Below are 23,566 nucleotides of genomic sequence, written 5' to 3'. Positions count from 1 at the left end.
ATGGCGAAGAAGGATAATTTGACAGAAGAGCTCAAAAAACATTTTGGTTTTGATACCTTTAAAGGAAATCAGAGAGCAATCATCGAAAATGTACTGGCAGGAAATGATACATTTGTGTTGATGCCGACCGGAGGAGGAAAATCTTTGTGTTATCAACTGCCTTCTCTTATGATGCAGGGGACGGCCATAGTGATTTCTCCTTTGATAGCCCTGATGAAGAACCAAGTGGATGCCATGCGTAATTTCAGCGAAGAGGACGGGGTTGCCCATTTCATAAACTCTTCCTTGAATAAATCGGCTATCGACCAGGTAAAAGACGATATCCGTAATGGCCGGACGAAATTGCTCTACGTGGCTCCTGAGTCATTGACCAAAGATGAAAATGTGGAGTTTCTGCGCCAAGTCAATATTTCGTTTTATGCAGTGGACGAAGCACATTGTATTTCTGAATGGGGGCATGATTTCCGTCCGGAATATCGTCGTATCCGTCCGATCATAAACGAAATCGGCAAGCGTCCGTTGATTGCTTTGACGGCGACAGCCACTCCGAAAGTGCAGCACGATATTCAGAAAAACTTGGGAATGATTGACGCTTCTGTCTTTAAATCCTCCTTCAACCGTTCTAATTTGTATTATGAGATTCGTCCGAAAACGGCGAATATCGACCGCGAGATCATCAAATATATTAAGTCCAACGAGGGAAAATCCGGTATTATCTATTGTTTGAGCCGTAAGAAGGTGGAAGAATTTGCCGATATTCTGAAAGCAAACGGTATCAAGGCGCTCCCTTATCATGCCGGTATGGATTCGCAGCAGCGTTCGAGCAATCAGGATGCGTTCCTAATGGAAAAAGCAGACGTGATCGTTGCGACCATTGCTTTCGGTATGGGGATCGACAAACCCGACGTACGGTATGTCATCCATTATGATATTCCCAAAAGCCTCGAAGGATATTACCAGGAAACCGGACGAGCCGGCCGTGATGGCGGTGAAGGCCAGTGCATCGCTTTTTATGCCTATAAAGACTTGCAGAAATTGGAAAAATTCATGCAGGGAAAACCGGTGGCGGAACAGGAGATCGGTAAGCAGTTGCTTCTGGAGACTGCTGCTTATGCCGAAACTTCCGTATGTCGACGGAAAGTCTTGTTGCACTATTTCGGTGAAGAATACCTGGAAGAAAATTGTGGAAATTGTGATAATTGTTTGAACCCAAAAAAGAAAGTGGAAGCAAAGGAATTATTAAGCGCCGTACTCGAAGTGGTTGGTACGTTAAAGGAAAAATTCAAGGCAGAATATATTGTCAACATGTTGGTCGGCAACGAGACCTCCGAAATACAATCTTACAAGCACAATGAACTGGAGATTTTCGGTTCCGGTTCGGATGAGGAAGAGAAGACATGGAATGCCGTTATCCGTCAAGCATTGATTGCCGGATATTTGGCCAAGGACATCGAGAACTACGGTCTGTTGAAGATTACAGAAAAAGGAAAAGAGTTTATAAAGAAACCTGTCTCTTTCAAGATTACAGAAGACAACGAATTCGATGAAGAGGAAGAAGAAGTTCCCGTACGCGGTGGAGCCGCTTGTGCGGTCGATCCTGCCCTTTTCTCGATGATGAAGGATTTACGCAAGAAGTTGTCCAAGCGTCTGGAAGTGCCTCCTTTCGTTATTTTCCAGGATCCGTCTCTGGAAGCGATGGCCACTACTTATCCGGTAACGTTGGAAGAATTGCAGAATATTCCGGGTGTCGGAGCCGGTAAGGCAAAAAGATACGGTAAGGAGTTCATTGAGCTGATTAAGCGTCACGTGGAAGAAAACGAGATCGAACGTCCCGAAGATCTTCGGGTTCGTACGGTTGCCAATAAATCCAAATTGAAGGTTTCGATCATCCAGCGTATCGACCGTAAGGTGGCGTTAGACGAAATAGCCATGACGAACGGATTGGAATTTAACGAACTACTCGACGAAATAGAAGCGATCGTTTATTCTGGAACCCGTATCAATATCGACTACTTCTTGAACGATGTGATGGACGAAGATCATATCGATGATATTTATGAATACTTCAAGGATTCGGAAACAGACGATCTGGAAGATGCAATCGAAGAATTAGGTGGTGATTATACGGAAGAAGAGATTCGCCTCGTCCGCATTAAGTTCCTGTCGGAAATGGCAAATTAAATAATTGACAATTGACAATTGACAATGGGCGACAAAAATGTCCATTGTTAATTGTCAATTGTTTTGTAAGTTTGTGTGCAATAATTTTTAAGGCATAAGTTCTATGTCATTTATTGCAGACAGAGTGGTCATGGACGGATTGACGTTTGATGACGTATTATTGATTCCTGCCACTTTCAGGGCAACCGCATCAAAATTTTCCAAGGTTGTGATTTGCATACGAAGTTTTCTGCAAATCCTCTATCACTCTATCACTGCGAAGGTTGTAGCTATTAATATTCAAGCGTCAGAGGCAGTGATACAGGGTGTTTTTCTCTATCACTCCTCTATCACTTCTGAAACAGGGTGCTTTTATCATGTAATTGAAAACCAGTGTATTGCCTTCTTTTGCTTTTGAAAAAGCATATAAAATAATCGAATAAACAAATGTAAAAACGAATATAACAGGTATTAAATTAGCGAAATACGGTTCTTCATTCCACAAAAGCCCTCTCTTTTTTTAGCAGAAGCAAGCAGATAATTCCGTAAACACCCCCATGTTACCATCCTTAACATCCGGGTGTAGAGAGCCGGTACATCCGGGTGTAAGAGGGAGCAACATGGGGGTGTCCGGCAACTAAAGTACCGTGCCGGACAATGAAAACCTCCCGGTTTTACCTATTTTGTAGCCGTTTTTTGCAGAAAATAATCGAGTGATTTGCAGAGGTGGGAATAGCTGTTTCATGAAAAGGCGCCTGTCTTTTGAAAGTGAATGTCGGTTTTTATATTTATAAAAAACACTAATTTAATGGGGTAATGTACTTTTTAAGCTGCATCTCCGTTAGATTAGTGTTATTTTTGTAAACGATATCGTGATATGGTAAAAGAAGGATTAATGAAGAAGTTGCTTGTATTATCTTTGGTATTCGCTTGTATGACAGGAAATGCACAAGTTTCGGCCGATTCGGTAGTGATGACGGTAGCCGGAAAGCAGATCCCGTTGGATGAATTTATTTTTATTGCACAAAAGAATAGCGAAGTTAATTTGTCTGACCGTAAATCCGTGAATGCATACGTGGAGTTGTTTAAGAACTTCAAGCTGAAAGTGGCGGAAGCGGAAGATTTGGGACTGGACAAGACGAAAGCGTTCAAAGATGAATTGGATAGCTATCGGGCTCAATTGACTTCAAGTTATCTGTCGGATAAGGATGGAGAGGAAGCTGCTGTACGTGCCGTATATGACCGGTATGGAGAAGTGCTGGAATTGAGTCATATTCTGTTCCGCTTGCCGCAACGTACATTATCGAAAGATACGGTTCCGGTATATCAGAAAGCGATCGAGGCCTATGAGCGTATTCAAGCGGGAGAGGATTTTGCCGCTGTCGGCAAAGAACTGAAAGATGCCGATAAGGAAAATGTCGGCTATGAATATGTACACTGTTTGCTGCCGATGCAGACGGTTAAAGCCTTTGAGAATGTCGCTTATTCGTTGCCCGTCGGTTCCGTCTCTCTGCCGGTTCGGACGACTATGGGCTTCCATATCATAAAAATACACAGTCGCAGGCGAAATCCGGGGCTGGTACGTGTAGCGCATGTCCTGATCCCGTTTGAGAAAGATTCGGTGAAGTTTGGAGAGGCTGAAACATTGGCTCGTGCGGAAGAAGTTTATCGGAAAGCGAAGGATGGAGCTGACTTTGCCATGTTGGCAAAAGAATACTCGTCTGATGCCGGTTCTGCCAAGCGGGGAGGAGAGTTGCCAGCTTTTGGTGTCGGCGAGATGGTGGAGCCGTTCGAAGTGGCTGCTTTCGCTTTGAACACTCCGGGGGAATTGTCCCGACCGGTGAAAACACGTTTCGGTTATCACATTATAAAGTTGATCGAGAAGAAAGGTATTCCTTCTTTCGATGATAAGAAGAAGGCCTGGTCTCGCCAGATGGCGCAGGGAGAACGGAATTTCGAATATTACGGTGCGTTTGATGAACGAATGAAAAAAGAGTACGGATATTGCTTCTATCCCGAGGCTTATGCCGAACTACAAGCTTTGTGCAACGACTATTTTCCGTCCGATCCTGCTTTCTACGAGAAGGCGAAAGACATGAACAAGACTTTGTTTCATCTGAATGGCACGGATTTTCCCCAGAGTGAGTTCGCTTATTATATCCAGCGCTGTCCGTTCTCTACGAAATCGTATGCGGGAGATTTCATGCAGGAGGTTTACGATCTTTTTATCCGAGATATCGTAACTACTGCCGAACGTAAGAATCTGACTACAAAACATCCTGAGTTCGATCTTCTTATGAAAGAGTATCGGGATGGCATCTTGCTGTTCGACATCAGCAATAAGGAAGTTTGGAACAAGCCGATGGACCAGCAAGCCAAGGCGGAAGCCGAATGGATCGAACAGCTGAACCGGAAATACCCGGTGACGATAAACTGGAAGCTGGTGAAGAAAGTGAGTAAAATGACAAAGAAATAATAAAGAGAAAGTTATATGAGATATTGCTTCATTTTTATAGCATTCGTATCTTTGCTGTGTTCTTGTAAGGGAACGCAGCCTGTGGATGATGCGGATGTGTTGGTAAAAGTGAAGGACCGGACTTTGAGACGTTCGGAGATAAAACAGCAGATCCCGCGCGGATTGTCCTCGGCTGACAGTATGTTGCTTGCCGAAAGTTTGGAAAGGAAGTGGGTGAAAGATGCGTTGGTCTACGATGTGGCCTTGCGCAACTTGGAGGGAGAAGATAAGGCGGAAGTGGATAAGCTGGTGGAGGAATATCGTCATTCGCTGATCCGCTATCGGTATCAGGAACAGTTGATAAAAGAAAGGCTTTCTTCCGAGTTTCAGGAAAGCGACATGCTGAGTTATTACGAAGAAAACCAGAAAAAATTTGTCTTGGACAAGGCTTTGGTGAAAGGTCTCTTCCTGAAGATCCCGGTGGATGCCCCCGGCCTCGTTGATGTAAAGGGATGGTATAGATCGACTTCTGAGGCTTCTTTAGAAAAAATTGAGAAGTATAGTGTACAGAATGCCAGTATTTATGACTACTTTTACGACAAATGGGTGGACTTTGACCAGGTGATGGACAATATTCCGGTGCATGTGTCGAATGCGAACGACTTCTTGAGGGCAAACAAGTTTGTCGAAGTTTCGGATAGTACATATTGCTATCTGTTGAATATTAAGGAATATCTGCCTGCGGGAAGTGTGGCGCCATACGACTATGCCAGTGCGCAGATCGTGGAGATGCTGACAAATCGGCGTAAGGTGGAATTTTTGAAGAAATTTGAAGAAGAATTATATAATGATGCAGTCAGGAGCGGTGACGTCAAGTTTTATACGGAACCGTGATTGGTAGCTTATAGAGAAGTACATGATGAAAAAGATTTTGACAGTATTCATTCTTGCCTGTTTATCTTGTGTGGTGTATGCCCAGGATAATGTGATCGATGAAATCGTGTGGGTGGTGGGAGATGATGCAATTTTGCGTTCGGACATCGAAAGCCAGCGTTTATATCTGCAAAACGAGGGACAGCGTTTTGACGGTGACCCTTATTGCGTGCTCCCCGAACAGATGGCAATACAGAAGCTGTTTCTGAACCAAGCGAAGATCGATAGTGTGGAAGTGAGTGAAAACCAGGTGATCCAGGAGACGGATCGTTGGATCAATTTCGCAATCAACCAGATGGGATCTAAGGAAAAGCTGGAGGAATATTTCGGTAAAAAGATTTCCCAACTGAAGGACGAACGTAAGGAAATGATCATGGAGCAACAGACTGTGGAACAGATGAAGCGCCAACTGATCGGTGAAATCAAGTTGACACCCTCCGAAGTCCGTAAGTATTACAGCCAGTTGTCCAAAGACAGTCTGCCTAATATCCCGACAACTGTCGAGGTGCAGATTATTACGATGGAACCGAAGATCCCGTTTGAAGAGACAGATGCCATCAAGGCTCGTCTTCGCCAGTTTACCGATGATATCAACAGCGGGAAATATGAATTTTCGACATTGGCCCGTCTGTATTCGGAAGATCCGGAATCAGCCAAAAGGGGCGGTGAACTGGGTTTTTTGGGTAAGACAAGTTTGTTGCCCGAATTCGCTAACGTCGCTTTCAACTTGAAGGATCCGAAGAAGATTTCTCAGATCGTGCAGACTGAATATGGCTATCATATTATCCAATTGATCGAAAAGCGTGGCGACCGTATCAACTGCCGCCATATCTTGTTGAAGCCGAAAGTTTCGGACAAGGAGTTGAACGAGTGTATGACACGTATGGATTCGTTGTATAACGACTTAACGGCAAAGAAATTTACATTTGAAGAAGCGGCAACTTTTATCTCTGCTGACAAGGATACAAGAAATAACAAAGGTTTGATGGTGAACCAGAACTTTGAAAGTGACAACCACAGCACTCCGAAATTCGAGATGGCCGAACTGCCACAGGAAATCGGTAAGATGGTTTATACGATGCAGGTGGGAGATATCTCCAAACCTTTCACTATGATCAACGATAAGCAGAAAGAAGTTGTTGCTATTGTAAAACTGAAAGCCAGAGTGGACCAGCATAAGGCAAATATATCGGATGACTATCAGGCTTTGAAGTCGATTGTCGAATCTCGGAAACGCGAAGAGCTGCTGCATGACTGGATCATTAAGAAGCAGAAAAGCACATATGTGCGTATCAGCGACGGCTGGCGTAATTGTGATTTCCAGTATCCCGGCTGGATTAAAGAATGAGGACTGTAAATAAATTTATTTTCACAGGTCTGTTTTTTGTGTTGGCGGTCTGTGCCTTTGCACAGGCCCAAGATAGTATTGTGCATGCAGATACGACTGTTATTACCGCACAAGATGTGACAGTCGCCCCGCCGGACAGCTTGAAGGCAGCCGATAGTTTGCAGGTTATGACGGATACTGTCCCGCCCAAAAAGACGAAGGTATACCTGATCCATTCCAATACGCTATCTTTCGATAAGGCTGTAAAGCCGGATGCGCAGATATTGAACGGCGATGTATGTTTCCGGCATGACAGTTCATATATGTATTGCGACAGCGCTTACTTTTTCGAACAGACCAATTCGCTCGAAGCTTTCAGTAATGTCCGGATGGAGCAGGGAGACACCTTGTTCGTCTACGGAGATTATCTTTTTTATGACGGAAACACGCAGGTGGCTTATCTGCGCGAGAATGTCCGGATGGAGAACGGGCAGGTGACGCTCTTTACGGATAGCCTCAATTATGAACGTATTCCGAATATCGGATACTATTTTGAAGGTGGGCTAATTGTAGATTCTCTGAATCAACTATCTTCTTTTTACGGACAATATTCTCCGGAGACGAAGCTGGCGGTGTTCAATGACAGCGTGCAGGTTGAGAACCCTGACTTCACATTGTATTCCGATACTTTGCATTATGACACAGAATCCAAGGTAGCTACCATCCTGGGGCCGTCTGTCATTGTTTCGGACAGTGGCACGATCCATACTTCAAGAGGATGGTATGATACGGTGAACAACACATCCCTTTTGCTTGATCAGTCCCAGGTTGAATCGGGTGAGAAGATCTTGATCGGTGACTCTATCTTCTATAATCGGGATACGGGTATGGGAGAGGTCTATGGGAATATGAGCCTGATTGATACGGCCCAGCATGTGACGCTGCAAGGCGAATATGGTTATTATAATGAACAGACCGGATATGCTTTTGCAACCGACAGTGCCCGCTTCCTTGAATATTCGCAAGGTGACACCTTGTTTTTGCATGCCGATACGTTGCAGATGGTGACGGTCGACTCCGTCTACCGGGAGATCAAGGCCTATTACGGCGTACGTTTCTATCGGATCGATATGCAAGGCGTATGTGACTCCATGCAGTTCAATACGCGCGATTCTGTATTATATATGTATACGGAACCGGTTCTCTGGAATGAACAATATCAACTGTATGGCGATACGATCGCGATTTATATGAATGATAGTACGATCGAATATGCCCATGTGATCCAGTTTGCTTTTGCGGCACAGCATGTCGACTCGAGTTACTATAACCAGTTGAAGGGGAACGACCTGAAAGCCTATTTTGAGGGACAAGCCGTTCATCAGATCGATGTGGCGGGAAATGCCGAGTCTATTTTTTATCCATTGGAAAAGGATGGGGCGAAGGTCGGGATGAATGAGACCAAGAGTGGGTTCTTGACGATCTGGGTGAAAGACAATAAACTGGATAAATTGAAAATCTGGCCGAGTCCGGTCGGCAGCATGACTCCTATTCCGGATCTGAAACCCGATCAAAAGATGTTGAAAGATTTTTATTGGTTCGACTATCTGCGTCCGAAGAATAGGGATGACATTTACGAGGTGGTGAAAAGAAAAGCGACGGAATCACCCAAGAGAAGCAATAAATTTGTACATTAGCAAAGAATTTTTCAAATAATAAAAGACTATGGCATTATTCTCATTTTATAATGTGCGGAAGCCTCGGCAGTTCGATCATAAGCCAATCTATTGGGATCCTCATAAGGAGGCGATGGAAGATCGCATCCGCAAAGTGAAGCGTGAGATTGGCATGGAAGAAGAATTGTCGATTGATGATTATAAAGCCGAAATCAAAGGTAGCTTTGTCGAAGGCACTTCTCATCTGAAAAAGAGCCGTGATAACGGGCATGATTCCCGGAGTCGGACATATAAGAACATGAAGTTGTTATTGGCCGCTGCTATTTTGGGTGGTATATTTTGGTACTTGTTTATGTAATGAGTGATATAATTCATTTACTTCCTGACAGTATTGCCAATCAGATAGCGGCGGGCGAGGTTATCCAGCGTCCTGCCTCTGTCGTAAAGGAGTTGGTAGAAAATGCGGTGGATGCCGGTGCCGGACACATTCAGGTGAATATAAAGGACGCCGGTCGTACATTGGTCCAAGTGATCGATGATGGAAAAGGTATGTCTGAGACTGACGCCCGCATGGCTTTTGAACGGCATGCAACTTCGAAAATTTCTACTGCAGACGATCTTTTTTCTCTTCATACGATGGGATTTCGTGGCGAGGCGCTTGCTTCGATAGTGGCGGTTTCACAAGTAGAGCTTCGTACCCGCCTGAAAGGAGCCGAACTGGGGACGCATCTTGTATTTTCGGGTTCAGAATTAGAGAGTGTCGAACCGGATGCCTGTACCGAGGGAAGTATTTTTTCAGTGAAGAACCTCTTCTTTAATGTTCCGGCACGTCGAAAGTTTCTGAAATCGAATGAGACGGAGTTCCGGAATATCATCAATGAGTTCGAACGGATTGCCTTGGTCAATTCGCAGGTCGCTTTGTCTCTTTACCATAACGATACGGAGATATTCAACCTGCCTGAGTCCGGTTTGAGGCAACGTATTGTTAATGTATATGGAAAAACGCTGAACCAGAAGCTCCTTTCTGTGGATGCGCAAAGTTCGCTAGTGACGATCTCCGGCTTTGTGGGACGGCCTGATTCGGCAAAGAAGAGGGGGGCTTTGCAGTATTTCTTTGTAAACGGACGTTTTATGAAGCATCCGTATTTTCACAAAGCGGTCATGCAGGCTTACGAACAACTGATCCCGGCAGGTGAGCAGCCGAACTACTTTATCTACTTTACGCTTGATCCGGCAACGATAGATGTCAATATTCATCCGACCAAGACGGAGATCAAGTTTGAAAACGAACAGCCGATCTGGCAAATCCTGATGGCCGCGACTCGTGAAGCGCTGGCCAAGTCCAGTGCGATCCCGACTATTGATTTCGATGTGGAAGACGCTATCGATATTCCTGTGTATAATCCCGTGAAGGAAGCGGCACCTTATAAAGCTCCCCGTGTGCAGGTGAATTCCGGGTATAATCCTTTTGAAACCTCTTCCTATAAGAAACCGGAATTCGACTGGTCCAAGCTTTATAATGATTTCGAGGGTGACCGGAACGCTATACGACAGGGGGCGGAATTAACCGGATCTTTCTTGGCTTCGGATCTTTCCGAGCCAACTATTGAGGCTGACGAAGTGGTTGTTCAGGACACTTCGGGCAGTTTGTTCAACGATGTGTCCAACCCTTGTTATCAGTATAAAGGAAAATATATCATAACTTCTTTGAAGTCAGGTTTGGCTTTGATCGATCAACACCGTGCCCATGTCCGTATCCTGTTCGACCAGTACATTACAAACATCAGGCAGCAGCGAGGTGCTTCTCAGCAAGTCCTTTTCCCTGAGATTGTTGAGTTTACCGCTGGCGAGGCTACGGTCTTGCCGACCTTGCTCGAAGATATGCGTTTTATCGGTTTTGATCTGACGAACCTGGGAAATAACAGCTACGCTATCAATGGACTTCCTGCCGGTGTGGAGAATCTTGATCCGGTATCTTTGATTCGGAATATGGTGGATCGTGTGATCGATACCGGTTGCGAAGTACATGAGGAGATCTGTGACTCGTTGGCACTTTCTCTGGCAAAAGCGGCTGCTATCCGTCCGGGAAAGATCCTGTCTGGTGAAGAGATGGACAACTTGCTCGCTTCTCTTTTCTCCTGCCAGGAGTCGAATCTTACTCCTGATGGAAAAACCATTATTTCGAAGTTGACGGACGAGGAATTGGAGAAACGTTTCAAATAATCGACTGAAGGGGGATCGAAACTCTTCTAACAGTCGTTCATTTTTGATCCGATAAGCATCAAATGTGAATCCAGTGGGCATCGATTCTTTATCCGATACCTACTGGATTTCGTATAAAAGAGGTCGGTTGTTCTGGGTTAACGGAGTTTGTAAGAGAAATAATAGTTAATTATTTATAAATGAATAAAAGCGGCCTCTTGTGAAACGGGAACAAATGCGTACCTTTGCAGCGTTTTAGCGCGAAGTGTGCGAAAAAGAAGGCGCAACTTATTGATAGTCCGAAAAGAATGTGTACCTTTGCAGCTCAAAATTGAAGAAATAGATAATTATAATAATAACACATTCAAAGTTTAAAAAAGAAAAGAAATGCCTACAATTCAGCAATTAGTTAGAAAAGGAAGGGAAACTTTGGTGGAAAAGGGTAAATCACCCGCATTGGATTCATGTCCGCAGAGACGTGGCGTTTGCGTTCGTGTTTATACTACAACTCCGAAGAAGCCTAACTCTGCAATGCGTAAAGTAGCGAGAGTTCGTTTGACAAATGGAAAAGAAGTAAACTCTTACATCCCGGGAGAAGGACACAATCTGCAGGAACACTCAATCGTGTTGGTTCGTGGTGGTCGTGTTAAGGACCTTCCTGGTGTACGTTATCACATTGTACGTGGAACCTTGGATACTGCAGGCGTAAACGGACGTACTCAGAGACGTTCCAAATACGGCGCTAAACGTCCGAAACCGGGGCAGGCAGCAGCTGCAGCTAAAGGAAAGAAGAAGTAATTAGTTACATCCCTTCAAACTGAGAATTTAAATTTAAGTATTAAAGCTGGTTTGAGTTATTTGGATAGGCTATAGGTTGAGTAAATGGTTCAGCGGAACCGTTGAAGACGTATTAAAGGCAACCAAGAAACAAGAACGAAATTTTTGAAAACAAAATGAGAAAAGCAAAACCAAAGAAAAGACAGATCCTCCCGGATCCTGTTTTCGGTGATGTTAAGGTTACGAGATTCGTTAACCATTTGATGTATGATGGCAAGAAGAATACTGCCTTCGAAATTTTCTATTCCGCTTTGGAAACAGTTAAGGCCAAAATGCCTAACGAAGAAAAGTCCGCTCTCGAAATTTGGAAAGCTGCACTCGACAACATTACTCCTCAAGTCGAAGTGAAATCTCGCCGTGTTGGTGGTGCTACTTTCCAAGTACCTACTGAAATTCGCCCCGATCGTAAAGAATCGATTTCAATGAAGAACCTCATCATCTTCGCACGTAAACGTGGTGGTAAGACTATGGCTGATAAGCTGTCTGCAGAGATTGTAGATGCTTTCAATAACCAGGGCGGAGCATTCAAGAGAAAAGAAGATATGCACCGTATGGCCGAAGCTAACCGTGCATTCGCTCACTTCAGATTTTAATTATAAAGGCTAAGAAAGAATATGGCAAACGATAAACAATTAATGTTTACAAGAAACATCGGTATCATGGCTCACATCGATGCTGGTAAAACAACTACTTCTGAACGTATCTTGTTTTACACCGGTCTGACCCATAAGATCGGTGAAACGCATGATGGTACTGCTACGATGGACTGGATGGCCCAGGAGCAGGAACGCGGTATTACAATCACATCTGCTGCAACGACTACTTTCTGGAACTATTTGGGTAACAAATATAAGATCAACTTGATTGATACTCCGGGACACGTGGACTTTACAGTAGAAGTTGAGCGTTCTCTTCGTGTACTGGATGGTGCTGTTGCTACTTTCTGTGCTGTAGGTGGTGTGGAGCCGCAGTCTGAAACTGTATGGCGTCAGGCTGATAAATATAATGTACCTCGTATCGGTTATGTAAACAAGATGGACCGTTCAGGTGCAAACTACTATGAAGTAGTTCGCCAGGTTAAGGAAGTATTGGGCGCTCATCCGTGTCCTATCCAGATTCCTATCGGTGCTGAAGAAACATTCAAAGGTATCGTCGACCTGATCAAGATGAAGGCCATCTATTGGCATGACGAATCGATGGGAGCCGACTATAGCATAGAAGAAATCCCGGCAGATCTTCAGGCTGAAGCTGAAGAATGGCGTGACAAGATGCTTGAAGCTTTGGCAGAATGTGACGACGCGATCATGGAAAAATACTTCGATGATCCTTCGACTATCACAGAAGAAGAAATTCACACGGCTATCCGTAAGGGAACATTGGCTATGCAGATCAACCCGATGACTTGCGGATCTTCATTCAAGAACAAAGGTGTTCAGACGTTATTGGATGCAGTTTGTGCTTATTTGCCGTCTCCTGAAGATACGGAAGCTATTGAAGGTACGGATCCGAGTGATCCTGAAAAAGTCGTTGTCCGCAAGCCGTTGTTTGAGGAACCGATGGCTGCTTTGGCATTCAAGATCGCTACCGACCCATATGTAGGCCGCCTTTGTTTCTTCCGTGTTTATTCAGGTTCGATCAACGCCGGTTCTTATGTCTTAAATACGCGTTCTGGCAAAAAAGAACGTATCTCTCGTTTGTTCCAGATGCACTCTAACAAGCAAAATCCGATGGAAACGATCGGTTGCGGTGATATTGGTGCAGGTGTAGGTTTCAAGGATATCCGTACTGGGGATACGCTGTGTGACGAAAACGCTCCGATCACATTGGAATCTATGGACTTCCCTGATCCGGTTATCGGTATCGCTGTGGAACCGAAGACACAGAAGGATTTGGATAAATTGGGCATGGGCTTGGCTAAGTTGGCCGAAGAAGACCCGACGTTTACGGTTCAGACTAACGAAGAAACAGGACAGACTGTCATCAGCGGTATGGGTGAGCTTCACTTGGATATTATTATTGACCGTCTGAGACGCGAATTCAAAGTCGAATGTAATCAGGGTAAGCCTCAGGTAACTTACAAAGAAGCTATCACCAAATCTGTCGAACTTCGTGAAGTTTACAAGAAGCAGTCTGGTGGTCGTGGTAAGTTTGCCGATATCATTGTCCGTATCGAACCGGCAGATGAAGGCTTTGAAGGAAGTTTGCAGTTCATCGATGAAGTGAAGGGTGGTAACGTTCCCAAGGAATTTATCCCGTCAGTTCAGAAAGGTTTCGAGAAGGCTATGAAGAACGGTGTATTGGCAGGTTATCCGTTGGATCAACTGAAAGTTACTTTGATCGATGGTTCTTTCCACCCGGTTGACTCTGACCAGTTGTCTTTCGAAATCGCAGCTATCCAGGCATTCAAGAACGCTTCTGAAAAGGCAGGCCCTGCTTTGATGGAACCGATCATGCAGATGGAAGTGGTTACTCCGGAAGAAAGTATGGGTGATGTAATCGGCGACTTGAACAAACGTCGTGGACAAGTTGAAGGTATGGAAACAAGTCGTACAGGTGCTCGTATTGTAAAAGCAAAAGTTCCTTTGGCTGAAACATTCGGCTATGTAACAGCTTTGCGTACTATCACTTCAGGTCGTGCAACTTCTTCAATGCAGTTCTCGCACTATGCTCAAGTATCTTCTTCTATTGCTAAGCAGGTATTGACAGAAGTACAGGGTCGTGCTGATTTGATCAAATAATTTAGAAACATATATATAGATATGAGCCAAAAGATCAGAATTAAATTAAAGTCTTACGATTATTCTCTGGTAGACAAGTCTGCCGAGAAGATCGTGAAGACGGTTAAGGCTACCGGTGCAGTTGTTAGCGGCCCGATACCTCTGCCTACGCACAAGCGTATCTTTACTGTGAACCGCTCGACTTTCGTTAACAAAAAGTCTCGTGAGCAGTTCGAACTCTCTTCTTACAAGAGACTAATCGACATCTACAGCTCAACTGCAAAAACGGTTGATGCATTGATGAAACTGGAATTGCCCAGTGGTGTTGAAGTAGAAATGCCAGGATTATTAGGAAAAAAAATCGGAATGACATCCGTTTTCAGTGCCGAGGGAAAAAATCTTCCATGCACTGTTATCGAAGTGGGTCCTTGTGTAGTTACACAGATTAAGACTTTGGAAAAAGATGGCTATGAAGCTGTACAGTTAGGTTTCGAAGAGAAAAAAGAGAAACACACAACACAGCCAGAAATGGGCCACTTCAAAAAGGCAGGTGTAACTCCCAAGAGATACTTGGCCGAGTTCAAAAATTTTGAAACCGAATATAAGCTCGGTGATGTAATCACCGTAGATTATTTGGAAGATGCAGGTTTCGTTGATGTAGTAGGTACATCAAAAGGTAAAGGTTTCCAGGGTGTAGTAAAACGTCATGGTTTCGGTGGTGTAGGTCAGACTACTCACGGTCAGCATAACCGTTTGCGCGCTCCCGGTGGTATCGGTGCCTGTTCTTATCCTGCAAAGGTATTCAAAGGTATGCGTATGGCCGGCCAAATGGGTAATGAACGTGTAACTGTTCAGAACCTGCAAGTGATCAAGGTGATGCCGGAACACAATCTTTTATTAGTAAAAGGATCTGTTCCAGGAGCAAAAGGTTCAATCTTATTAATTGAAAAGTAATGGAACTGAGCGTATTAAATATTAAAGGTGAAGATACCGGAAGAAAGGTAACATTGAACGATGCTATCTTTGGCATTGAACCCAATGATCATGCTATTTACTTGGATGTAAAACAGTATTTGGCTAATCAGCGTCAGGGAACTCATAAATCAAAGGAAAGAAGTGAAGTTTCTGGTAGTACTCGTAAATTGATCCGCCAGAAAGGTGGTGGTGGTGCTCGTCGTGGCGACATCAACTCTCCGGTATTGGTAGGTGGTGGCCGTGTATTCGGTCCGAAACCGAGAGATTATGAGTTTAAATTGAACAAGAAAGTTAAAGGTTTGGCCCGTAAGTCTGCCTTGACTTATAAGGCAAAGAATAACGCAATTGTAGTAGTAGAAGATTTCACTTTGGAAGCTCCTAAGACTAAAGAATTCGTAACAATTGCTAAGAATCTGAAAGTGGCTGATGGAAAGTTACTTTTGGTTTTATCTGAGAAAAATAATTTCGTATATTTGTCGGCCAGAAATTTAGAGAAGGCAAATGTTATAACGGCTTCAGAGTTAAATACATATAGCGTGTTAAATGCTGTTAATTTGGTGTTGACAGAAAGTTCTGTAGCTGTTATTGAAAAACTGTTTAACGCATAAGGAGTAGAAAAATGGGAATTATTATTAAACCTATAGTAACTGAGAAGCAAACAGCGATTACAGAAAAAATGGATAATCGCTATGGTTTTCGTGTTTCTCCTGATGCCAACAAGTTAGAGATTAAAAAAGCCATTGAAGACATGTATAATGTTACAGTAGTTGATGTTAACACCATCAACTACTCAGGCAAGAAGAAAAGCCGCTATACCAAATCAGGTATTATCAATGGCAAACAATCAGCTTTTAAGAAGGCTATCGTAACGTTGAAAGAAGGAGAAACAATTGATTTCTTTAGTAATATCTAAAAAAAGAAATGGGAATACGTAAATTAAAGCCCACAACACCGGGGCAGAGACACAAAGTTATTGGTGCATTTGATAAAATCACTGCAAGTACACCAGAAAAGTCTCTTGTAGTAGGTAAGAAGAGTACAGGTGGTCGTAATAACACTGGTAAGATGACAATGCGTTATCTTGGTGGCGGTCACAAACAGAAGTACAGATTTATCGATTTCAAGAGAAACAAAGATGGCATTCCTGCAACAGTCAAGTCTATCGAGTATGATCCTAACCGTACATCTCGTATCGCACTGTTGTATTACGCAGACGGGGCAAAGAGCTATATCATCGCTCCGAACGGATTGGAAGTTGGCCAAACAGTGGTTTCAGGTAGCGAAGCCGCTCCTGAGGTTGGTAATACTTTGCCGATGGCAAATATTCCCGTTGGTACTATTATTCACAACATTGAGCTTCGTCCGGGACAGGGTGCTAAGTTAGTACGTTCTGCCGGTGCTTTTGCTCAGTTGACTTCGAAAGAAGGCGATTATGCAATTATTAAGATGCCTTCTGGCGAAACCAGAAAGATTCTTGCTGCTTGTAAGGCTACAGTTGGTAGTGTAGGTAATTCAGACCATGGTCTTGAAAAATCAGGTAAAGCCGGTCGTTCTAGATGGTTAGGTCGTCGTCCTCACAACCGTGGTGTTGTAATGAACCCGGTTGATCACCCGATGGGTGGTGGTGAAGGTCGTGCTTCCGGAGGTCATCCTAGATCTCGTAATGGCTTATATGCTAAGGGCTTGAAGACAAGAGCTCCGAAGAAGCATTCTTCAAAATATATTATTGAAAGAAGAAAGAAATAATCTGATTAATTAAGTAAACTATGAGTCGTTCGCTAAAAAAAGGCCCGTATATTAATGTAAAGCTTGAAAAGAAAGTCTTGGCAATGAATGAGTCAGGAAAGAAGGCGGTCGTTAAGACATGGGCAAGAGCTTCAATGATTTCGCCTGACTTTGTAGGTCATACTATTGCAGTTCACAATGGAAATAAATTTATTCCTGTTTTTGTAACCGAGAACATGGTAGGTCATAAACTGGGAGAGTTTTCTCCTACTCGTACGTTCCGTGGTCACGCCGGTAACAAGAAAAAATAATCGGTAGTAACAGGGATTCAGGAATCTGAAAATAAAAAGAATCAATAAAATGGGTGCTAGAAAAAGAATATCAGCTGAAGCAAGAAAAGAAGCTCAGAAGACCATGTACTTCGCAAAGTTGCGGAATGTGCCGACTTCTCCCCGCAAGATGCGTCTCGTTGTAGACATGATCCGTGGAATGGAAGTATTCCGTGCACTTGGTGTTTTGAAGTTTTCTAACAAGGAAGCTGCAGCAAGAGTAGAAAAATTGCTTCGTTCAGCTATTGCCAATTGGGAACAGAAAAATGAACGTAAAGCAGAAGCTGGAGAGTTGTGCGTATCTTCAATCAGCGTAGATTGCGCTACTACATTGAAGAGAATGCGTCCGGCTCCTCAGGGAAGAGGATACAGAATTCGTAAACGTTCGAACCATGTAACTCTGTTTGTTGATACACTTAGTAAAAACGATAGTCAAAATTAATTTGTAGATGGGACAAAAAGTTAATCCGGTTAGTAATCGTTTGGGAATCATCCGCGGTTGGGATTCCAATTGGTATGGCGGCAAAAAATACGGAGACACTTTGCTGGAAGATAGCAAAATCCGTAAATATCTGAATGCTCGTCTTGCTAAGGCTAGTGTATCTCGCGTCGTTATTGAACGTACGCTGAAGTTGATTACAATCACAGTTTGCACATCACGTCCGGGTATCATCATCGGTAAAGGTGGTCAGGAAGTTGATAAGTTGAAAGAAGAGTTGAAGAAAATTACCGACAAAGAAGTTCAGATCAACATCTTTGAGGTAAAAAGACCCGAATTGGACGCTGTTATCGTTGCAAACAATATTGCTCGTCAGCTTGAAGGAAAAATTGCTTACCGTCGTGCTATCAAGATGGCTATCGCTTCTACCATGAGAATGGGGGCCGAAGGTATTAAAGTGCAAGTCTCTGGTCGTTTGAACGGTGCTGAAATGGCTCGTTCAGAAATGTATAAAGAAGGAAGAACTCCGTTACACACATTCAGAGCAGATATTGATTATGCTTTGGCTGAAGCGTTGACGAAGGTTGGTTTGATCGGTGTTAAGGTTTGGATCTGCCGTGGTGAAGTTTATGGTAAGAGAGATCTTGCTCCTTCATTCGCTGCATCAAAAGATTCAGGTCGCAGAAATGAAAATGCCGGCGGCAGCAGAGATAAGAACTTCAAGAGAAAGAAAGCTAATCGTTAAACGTTAGAATTTAAGAAGAGATGTTACAACCAAAGAAAACCAAGTTCAGAAGACAGCAGAAAGGTCGCATGAAGGGCGAAGCTCAGCGTGGCAACCAGCTGGCATTCGGTTCGTTTGGTATAAAAGCGTTAGAAAATAAATGGATTACCGGTCGTCAGATCGAAGCTGCTCGTATCGCGGTAACTCGTTATATGCAACGTCAAGGTCAGGTGTGGGTTCGTATTTTCCCGGACAAACCAATCACAAAGAAGCCTGCTGAAGTACGTATGGGTAAAGGTAAAGGTAATCCTGAAGGATTTGTTGCGCCTGTTACTCCAGGTCGTTTGATTTTCGAAATCGAAGGGGTTCCTTTTGATATTGCTAAGGAAGCTTTGCGCTTGGCTGCACAAAAGCTTCCGGTAACAACAAAGTTTGTTGTGAGACGTGATTATGATATGGCTAATCAAAATGCGTAATTTGTTATGAAGATTGCAGAAATTAGAGAATTGAGCACGAAGGAGTTAGTAGAAAGAATTGATGCTGAAGTGGCTGCTTACGATCAGAAAGTGATCAACCACAGCATTTCTCCGAGTGAAAACCCTGCTCAGATTAAACAACAACGCAGGATGATTGCGCGCATGAAAACAGAATTGCGCCAGAGAGAACTTAACAACAAAAATTGAGCCTGATGGAAACTAGAAATTTAAGAAAAGAAAGAACGGGCGTGGTTACCAGCAACAAGATGGATAAGAGCATCACGGTTGCTATTAAATGGAAGGAAAAGCACCCCATTTATGGAAAGTTCGTTAATAAGACGAAGAAATATCATGCTCATGACGAAAAGAATGAATGCGGTATCGGTGATACTGTAAAAATTATGGAAACTCGTCCTTTGAGCAAAACAAAAAGATGGAGATTAGTTCAAATAATCGAAAGGGCTAAGTAACATGATACAACAAGAATCAAGACTAGTAGTAGCAGATAACAGTGGTGCAAAAGAAGCGTTGTGTATTCGTGTTTTGGGCGGTACAAGAAAACGTTACGCCACTGTCGGGGATGTAATTGTAGTAGCAATCAAGAGTGTAATCCCGTCGAGTGATGTGAAGAAGGGTGCTGTTTCTAAGGCTATCATTGTTCGCACTAAAAAAGAGATTCGCCGCCCGGATGGTTCATACATCCGTTTTGATGATAACGCTTGCGTATTGTTGAATGCCGGTGGTGATATTCGTGGAAGCCGTATCTTTGGTCCGGTTGCCAGAGAACTTCGTGCAACAAACATGAAAATTGTTTCACTTGCACCAGAAGTGCTTTAATTTTGTAAAACTTAAAGTAATGAGCAAATTACATATCAAAAAAGGCGATATAGTTTTTGTTAATGCCGGCGAAGACAAAGGTAAGACAGGTCGTGTTTTAGAAGTTCTTGTAAAAGACAACCGTGCCATTGTAGAAGGTATTAATATGGTATCAAAGCATACCAAGCCTAATGCAAAGAATCCTCAAGGAGGTATTGAAAAGAAGGAAGCTCCTATTCATATTTCTAACCTGAACGTTGTTGATCCGAAATCCGGTAAGCCGACACGTATCGGTCGTAAATTAGACGAAAAAGGTGCTTTAGTGCGTTATTCTAAAAAATCAGGGGAGGAAATTAAGTAATGAGCAATACTGCCAGTCTTAAGAAAGAATATCAGGACAGAATTGTTCCTGCTTTGACGAAAGAGTTCGGTTATAAAACCGTAATGCAGGTTCCCGTACTGAAGAAGATTGTTATCAATCAAGGTTTGGGTATGGCTGCTGCAGATAAGAAGATTATCGATATTGCCATCAGCGAATTGTCTGCAATTACAGGTCAGAAGGCTGTTGCGACGGTTTCAAAGAAGGATATCTCTAACTTCAAGTTGCGTAAGAAAATGCCAATTGGTGTAATGGTAACATTACGTCGTGAACAGATGTATGAATTTCTGGAAAGACTCGTTCGCGTAGCTCTTCCTCGTATTCGTGACTTTAAGGGGATCGAAAGTAAGTTGGACGGAAGAGGTAATTATACCCTCGGAATTCAGGAACAAATCATTTTCCCTGAAATAAATATCGATAATATTACCAAAATATTGGGAATGAATATTACCTTTGTGACCTCTGCGAAAACAGACGAAGAAGGGTATGCTCTCTTGAGAGAATTTGGATTGCCTTTTAAAAATGCAAAAAAAGACTAAGTAGTTATGGCAAAGGAATCAATGAAAGCCCGTGAGGTGAAAAGAGCAAAGCTCGTAGCAAAATATGCTGCTAAAAGAGCAGAATTAAAAGCAGCAGGTGACTACGAAGCTTTACAGGCTTTACCTAAAAATGCTTCTCCTGTACGTTTGCACAATCGTTGCAAAATTACAGGTCGTCCGAAAGGCTATGTACGCCAGTTCGGTATTTCTCGTATTCAACTGCGTGAAATGGCATCTCATGGTTTAATCCCGGGTGTAAAGAAAGCAAGTTGGTAAGAGTTTTTTTAATTTAAATATTGTCCGGGTGGCCGGATCAATTTAATTCATTTATATATGACAGATCCTATTGCAGATTATTTGACAAGATTGCGTAATGCGATCAAAGCGAAGCACAGAGTTGTTGAAGTGCCGGCGTCAAATTTAAAGAAAGAGATCACTAAGATCCTTTTCGACAAGGGCTACATTCTTAATTTTAAGTTTGTAGAAGATGGTCCTCAGGGTACAATTAAGATTGCCTTGAAGTATGACCTGGTAAACAAAGTAAATGCGATCAAGAAACTTGAGAGAGTTTCTACCCCTGGTTTGCGTAAGTACACTGGTTACAAGGAAATGCCAAGAGTATTGAATGGTTTAGGTATTGCCGTTCTTTCTACTTCTAAAGGTGTGATGACAGACAAAGAAGCCCGTGATCTGAAGATCGGTGGTGAAGTATTATGTTATGTTTATTAATTAGGAGGAAAGAAGAATGTCAAGAATAGGAAAATTACCAATTCATGTACCGGCCGGTGTTACGGTTACCATTAAGGATAATGTAGTGACTGTAAAAGGTCCCAAAGGTGAGATGACTCAGGCTGTGAATCCTGATATTAATGTGACTTTGGAAGATGGAATCATTCATCTGACACGTCCGACAGACGAAAAGAACCATCGTGCGCTGCACGGTTTGTATCGTTCGCTGATTAACAATATGGTGGTTGGTTGTTCAGAAGGATACAAAAAGGAATTGGAACTTGTCGGTGTCGGTTACCGTGTGACAAATACAGGTCAGCTGTTAGATCTTTCTTTAGGTTATACTCACAACATCTACATGCAGTTGCCTAAGGAAGTGAAAGTTGAAACAAAGGCAGAGAGAAATAAAAATCCTCTTATTATCCTTGAATCGGCTGATAAACAATTACTGGGACAGATTTGTGCTAAGATTCGTTCATTCAGAATGCCGGAGCCGTATAAAGGTAAAGGTATTAAGTTCGTGGGTGAAGAAATTCGCAGAAAGTCTGGTAAATCAGCAGGTAAGTAATCTACGTAAACTGAAATTATCATGACAACGAAGGAAGAAAGAAGATTAAAGATAAAAGCAGGTGTACGCGGTAAAATTTCAGGGACTCCTGAACGTCCGCGCCTGACTGTGTTTAGAAGCAATAAGCAGATCTATGCACAGGTTATAGATGATACTACAGGTAAGACTTTGGCTGCGGCATCTTCTTTGAAGATGGATGTTAAAGCTCCGAAAAAAGAGATTGCTGCCAAGGTTGGAGAACAGATTGCCAAAGTTGCCCAGGAAGCTGGTGTACAGGCTGTTGTTTTCGACCGTAACGGTTACTTGTATCACGGGAGAATTAAAGAATTAGCAGATGCTGCACGTAACGGCGGCCTTAAATTTTAATGAAGATGGCAGGAGTTAATAATAGAGTTAAGTCGACCAACGACATAGAGTTGAAGGACCGTTTGGTTGCAATCAACCGCGTAACTAAAGTAACCAAGGGTGGACGTACATTCAGTTTTGCTGCTATTGTCGTAGTAGGAAACGAAGACGGTATCGTTGGTTGGGGCTTAGGTAAAGCCGGTGAAGTAACGACAGCGATCGCAAAAGGTGTTGAAGCTGCAAAGAAAAATCTGATTAAAGTTCCTGTTCACAAAGGTACTATTCCTCATGAACAGTTGGCTAAGTTCGGTGGCGCTCAGGTACTGATCAAACCGGCTTCTCATGGTACTGGTGTTAAAGCAGGTGGTGCTATGCGTGCTGTATTGGAAAGTGTGGGTATCACAGACGTTTTGGCTAAGTCAAAGGGTTCTTCTAATCCTCACAACTTGGTGAAGGCAACTATCGCTGCACTGAGTGAGTTAAGAAGCCCGTTGATGGTTGCCCAGAACAGAAATGTTGCAGTTGAAAAAGTATTCAAAGGTTAATTAGGGAGGATAATAAGTTATGGCAACTATTAAAGTTAAGCAGACAAAAAGTAGAATTAAATGCCCGAAAGACCAAAAGAGAACTCTTGACGCGCTGGGTCTGAAGAAAATGAACCAGGTAGTAGAACATGAAGCTACTCCGGCTATTCTGGGTATGGTTGAGAAAGTGAAACATTTGGTTTCAGTAGTAAAGTAATAACGGTTGAAAAATAAATTATACGATATGAATTTATCAAATTTAAAACCTGCTGAAGGATCTACCAAGACCAGAAAAAGAATCGGCCGTGGTCCGGGTTCAGGATTAGGAGGAACTTCAACAAGAGGTCATAAAGGTGCGAAATCAAGATCCGGTTACAAGCAGAAAATTGGTTTCGAAGGTGGTCAGATGCCTATACAGAGACGTTTACCTAAATTTGGTTTCAAGAATATTAACCGCGTTGAATACAAAGCTATCAATCTTTCTACATTACAGGGCATGGCTGAAGCTCAGCAGCTCTCTAAGATTGGCATCAACGAACTGATTGAAGCAGGTTTCATTTCCTCTTCCCAGTTGGTTAAGATTCTTGCTAAAGGCAACTTGACAGCTAAACTTGAAGTGGAAGCTCACGCTTTCTCCAAGAGTGCTGAAGCTGCTATCCAGGCAGTAGGTGGAACTGTTGTTAAACTCTAA

30 protein-coding genes and 2 pseudogenes are annotated in these 23,566 nt (G+C 43.1%); all 32 read left to right on the top strand.

What is annotated here, in order from left to right; genetic code table 11:
- Entirely contained in the window at positions 1-2,181 is a 2,181-nt protein-coding gene (recQ, locus tag BHV83_RS20045) for a DNA helicase RecQ (RefSeq protein WP_005651351.1), read from the top strand.
- A 103-nt stretch (positions 2,182-2,284) separates the two neighbouring features.
- Positions 2,285-2,357: pseudogene (locus BHV83_RS21860) on the top strand (inosine-5-monophosphate dehydrogenase); the annotation flags it as partial.
- A 680-nt stretch (positions 2,358-3,037) separates the two neighbouring features.
- The gene (locus BHV83_RS20040) at positions 3,038-4,636 is read left to right on the top strand and encodes a peptidylprolyl isomerase (protein WP_005651349.1); all 1,599 of its coding nucleotides are present in this window, start codon (positions 3,038-3,040) and stop codon (positions 4,634-4,636) included.
- A 15-nt stretch (positions 4,637-4,651) separates the two neighbouring features.
- Entirely contained in the window at positions 4,652-5,509 is an 858-nt protein-coding gene (locus BHV83_RS20035) for a hypothetical protein (RefSeq protein ID WP_005645741.1), read from the top strand.
- Between the two features lie 22 nt (positions 5,510-5,531).
- On the top strand, positions 5,532-6,896 hold the full coding sequence (locus BHV83_RS20030) for a peptidylprolyl isomerase (RefSeq protein WP_005634711.1): 1,365 nt from the start codon (positions 5,532-5,534) through the stop codon (positions 6,894-6,896).
- Positions 6,893-8,572 carry an OstA-like protein gene (locus BHV83_RS20025; protein ID WP_122205329.1) on the top strand — a complete coding sequence of 560 codons (1,680 nt, stop codon included), beginning with the start codon at positions 6,893-6,895 and terminating at the stop codon, positions 8,570-8,572. The genes BHV83_RS20030 and BHV83_RS20025 overlap by 4 nt, the downstream gene beginning before the upstream one ends.
- A 28-nt stretch (positions 8,573-8,600) precedes the next feature.
- A complete protein-coding gene (locus BHV83_RS20020; RefSeq protein ID WP_005634715.1) occupies positions 8,601-8,909 on the top strand; it encodes a hypothetical protein in 309 nt (102 codons plus the stop codon).
- The gene (gene mutL / locus BHV83_RS20015) at positions 8,909-10,774 is read left to right on the top strand and encodes a DNA mismatch repair endonuclease MutL (protein WP_122205330.1); all 1,866 of its coding nucleotides are present in this window, start codon (positions 8,909-8,911) and stop codon (positions 10,772-10,774) included. The genes BHV83_RS20020 and mutL overlap by 1 nt, the downstream gene beginning before the upstream one ends.
- A gap of 366 nt (positions 10,775-11,140) precedes the next feature.
- A complete protein-coding gene (gene rpsL, locus BHV83_RS20010; RefSeq protein ID WP_005634721.1) occupies positions 11,141-11,551 on the top strand; it encodes a 30S ribosomal protein S12 in 411 nt (136 codons plus the stop codon).
- 155 nt (positions 11,552-11,706) lie between these two features.
- Positions 11,707-12,183: a 30S ribosomal protein S7 gene (gene rpsG, locus BHV83_RS20005; protein ID WP_005645752.1), complete on the top strand. Its 477-nt coding sequence runs from the start codon at positions 11,707-11,709 to the stop codon at positions 12,181-12,183.
- A 21-nt stretch (positions 12,184-12,204) separates the two neighbouring features.
- Positions 12,205-14,328, top strand: a complete 2,124-nt coding sequence (fusA, locus tag BHV83_RS20000; protein ID WP_005634724.1) for an elongation factor G — start codon at positions 12,205-12,207, stop codon at positions 14,326-14,328.
- 21 nt (positions 14,329-14,349) lie between these two features.
- Positions 14,350-14,646, top strand: a pseudogene (gene rpsJ / locus BHV83_RS19995) (30S ribosomal protein S10); the annotation flags it as partial.
- Positions 14,644-15,261 carry a 50S ribosomal protein L3 gene (gene rplC / locus BHV83_RS19990; protein WP_005634730.1) on the top strand — a complete coding sequence of 206 codons (618 nt, stop codon included), beginning with the start codon at positions 14,644-14,646 and terminating at the stop codon, positions 15,259-15,261. The pseudogene rpsJ and the gene rplC, both read left to right, overlap by 3 nt.
- Positions 15,261-15,890 carry a 50S ribosomal protein L4 gene (gene rplD, locus BHV83_RS19985; RefSeq protein WP_005634732.1) on the top strand — a complete coding sequence of 210 codons (630 nt, stop codon included), beginning with the start codon at positions 15,261-15,263 and terminating at the stop codon, positions 15,888-15,890. The genes rplC and rplD overlap by 1 nt, the downstream gene beginning before the upstream one ends.
- An 11-nt stretch (positions 15,891-15,901) precedes the next feature.
- Positions 15,902-16,195, top strand: a complete 294-nt coding sequence (rplW, locus tag BHV83_RS19980) for a 50S ribosomal protein L23 (RefSeq protein ID WP_005634733.1) — start codon at positions 15,902-15,904, stop codon at positions 16,193-16,195.
- An 8-nt stretch (positions 16,196-16,203) separates the two neighbouring features.
- Positions 16,204-17,028: a 50S ribosomal protein L2 gene (gene rplB, locus BHV83_RS19975; RefSeq protein ID WP_005634735.1), complete on the top strand. Its 825-nt coding sequence runs from the start codon at positions 16,204-16,206 to the stop codon at positions 17,026-17,028.
- Positions 17,029-17,048: 20 nt separating this feature from the next.
- On the top strand, positions 17,049-17,318 hold the full coding sequence (rpsS, locus tag BHV83_RS19970) for a 30S ribosomal protein S19 (protein ID WP_005634738.1): 270 nt from the start codon (positions 17,049-17,051) through the stop codon (positions 17,316-17,318).
- A gap of 49 nt (positions 17,319-17,367) precedes the next feature.
- On the top strand, positions 17,368-17,778 hold the full coding sequence (gene rplV, locus BHV83_RS19965; RefSeq protein WP_005634739.1) for a 50S ribosomal protein L22: 411 nt from the start codon (positions 17,368-17,370) through the stop codon (positions 17,776-17,778).
- 7 nt (positions 17,779-17,785) lie between these two features.
- The gene (gene rpsC, locus BHV83_RS19960; RefSeq protein WP_005634741.1) at positions 17,786-18,520 is read left to right on the top strand and encodes a 30S ribosomal protein S3; all 735 of its coding nucleotides are present in this window, start codon (positions 17,786-17,788) and stop codon (positions 18,518-18,520) included.
- Between the two features lie 20 nt (positions 18,521-18,540).
- A complete protein-coding gene (rplP, locus tag BHV83_RS19955; protein ID WP_005634742.1) occupies positions 18,541-18,975 on the top strand; it encodes a 50S ribosomal protein L16 in 435 nt (144 codons plus the stop codon).
- Positions 18,976-18,981: 6 nt separating this feature from the next.
- Positions 18,982-19,182: a 50S ribosomal protein L29 gene (gene rpmC / locus BHV83_RS19950; RefSeq protein ID WP_005634744.1), complete on the top strand. Its 201-nt coding sequence runs from the start codon at positions 18,982-18,984 to the stop codon at positions 19,180-19,182.
- 5 nt (positions 19,183-19,187) lie between these two features.
- Positions 19,188-19,445 carry a 30S ribosomal protein S17 gene (rpsQ, locus tag BHV83_RS19945; protein WP_005634746.1) on the top strand — a complete coding sequence of 86 codons (258 nt, stop codon included), beginning with the start codon at positions 19,188-19,190 and terminating at the stop codon, positions 19,443-19,445.
- A 1-nt stretch (position 19,446) separates the two neighbouring features.
- The gene (gene rplN / locus BHV83_RS19940; RefSeq protein ID WP_005634749.1) at positions 19,447-19,812 is read left to right on the top strand and encodes a 50S ribosomal protein L14; all 366 of its coding nucleotides are present in this window, start codon (positions 19,447-19,449) and stop codon (positions 19,810-19,812) included.
- A gap of 19 nt (positions 19,813-19,831) precedes the next feature.
- Positions 19,832-20,152 carry a 50S ribosomal protein L24 gene (gene rplX / locus BHV83_RS19935; protein ID WP_005634752.1) on the top strand — a complete coding sequence of 107 codons (321 nt, stop codon included), beginning with the start codon at positions 19,832-19,834 and terminating at the stop codon, positions 20,150-20,152.
- Positions 20,152-20,709 carry a 50S ribosomal protein L5 gene (gene rplE, locus BHV83_RS19930; RefSeq protein WP_005634754.1) on the top strand — a complete coding sequence of 186 codons (558 nt, stop codon included), beginning with the start codon at positions 20,152-20,154 and terminating at the stop codon, positions 20,707-20,709. Before rplX ends, rplE begins: the two co-directional genes overlap by 1 nt.
- A 6-nt stretch (positions 20,710-20,715) precedes the next feature.
- Complete coding sequence (gene rpsN / locus BHV83_RS19925) at positions 20,716-20,985, top strand: 30S ribosomal protein S14 (RefSeq protein ID WP_005634756.1); 270 nt, start codon at positions 20,716-20,718, stop codon at positions 20,983-20,985.
- Positions 20,986-21,042: 57 nt separating this feature from the next.
- Positions 21,043-21,438, top strand: a complete 396-nt coding sequence (rpsH, locus tag BHV83_RS19920) for a 30S ribosomal protein S8 (RefSeq protein ID WP_005634758.1) — start codon at positions 21,043-21,045, stop codon at positions 21,436-21,438.
- 16 nt (positions 21,439-21,454) lie between these two features.
- Positions 21,455-22,006 carry a 50S ribosomal protein L6 gene (rplF, locus tag BHV83_RS19915; RefSeq protein ID WP_005634760.1) on the top strand — a complete coding sequence of 184 codons (552 nt, stop codon included), beginning with the start codon at positions 21,455-21,457 and terminating at the stop codon, positions 22,004-22,006.
- Positions 22,007-22,027: 21 nt separating this feature from the next.
- Complete coding sequence (gene rplR, locus BHV83_RS19910) at positions 22,028-22,372, top strand: 50S ribosomal protein L18 (protein ID WP_005634763.1); 345 nt, start codon at positions 22,028-22,030, stop codon at positions 22,370-22,372.
- Between the two features lie 5 nt (positions 22,373-22,377).
- Positions 22,378-22,896 (top strand): 30S ribosomal protein S5, encoded by a 519-nt coding sequence (rpsE, locus tag BHV83_RS19905; protein WP_005651343.1) that lies wholly within the window; start codon positions 22,378-22,380, stop codon positions 22,894-22,896.
- A 19-nt stretch (positions 22,897-22,915) separates the two neighbouring features.
- Positions 22,916-23,092, top strand: a complete 177-nt coding sequence (gene rpmD, locus BHV83_RS19900) for a 50S ribosomal protein L30 (protein WP_005651341.1) — start codon at positions 22,916-22,918, stop codon at positions 23,090-23,092.
- Between the two features lie 27 nt (positions 23,093-23,119).
- On the top strand, positions 23,120-23,566 hold the full coding sequence (gene rplO, locus BHV83_RS19895) for a 50S ribosomal protein L15 (RefSeq protein WP_005634769.1): 447 nt from the start codon (positions 23,120-23,122) through the stop codon (positions 23,564-23,566).

This window comes from Parabacteroides sp. merdae-related_45_40, assembly GCF_001915675.1.
The sequence above is the reverse complement of the archived record's forward strand: the minus strand, read 5'-3'. Positions and strand labels throughout refer to the sequence as shown.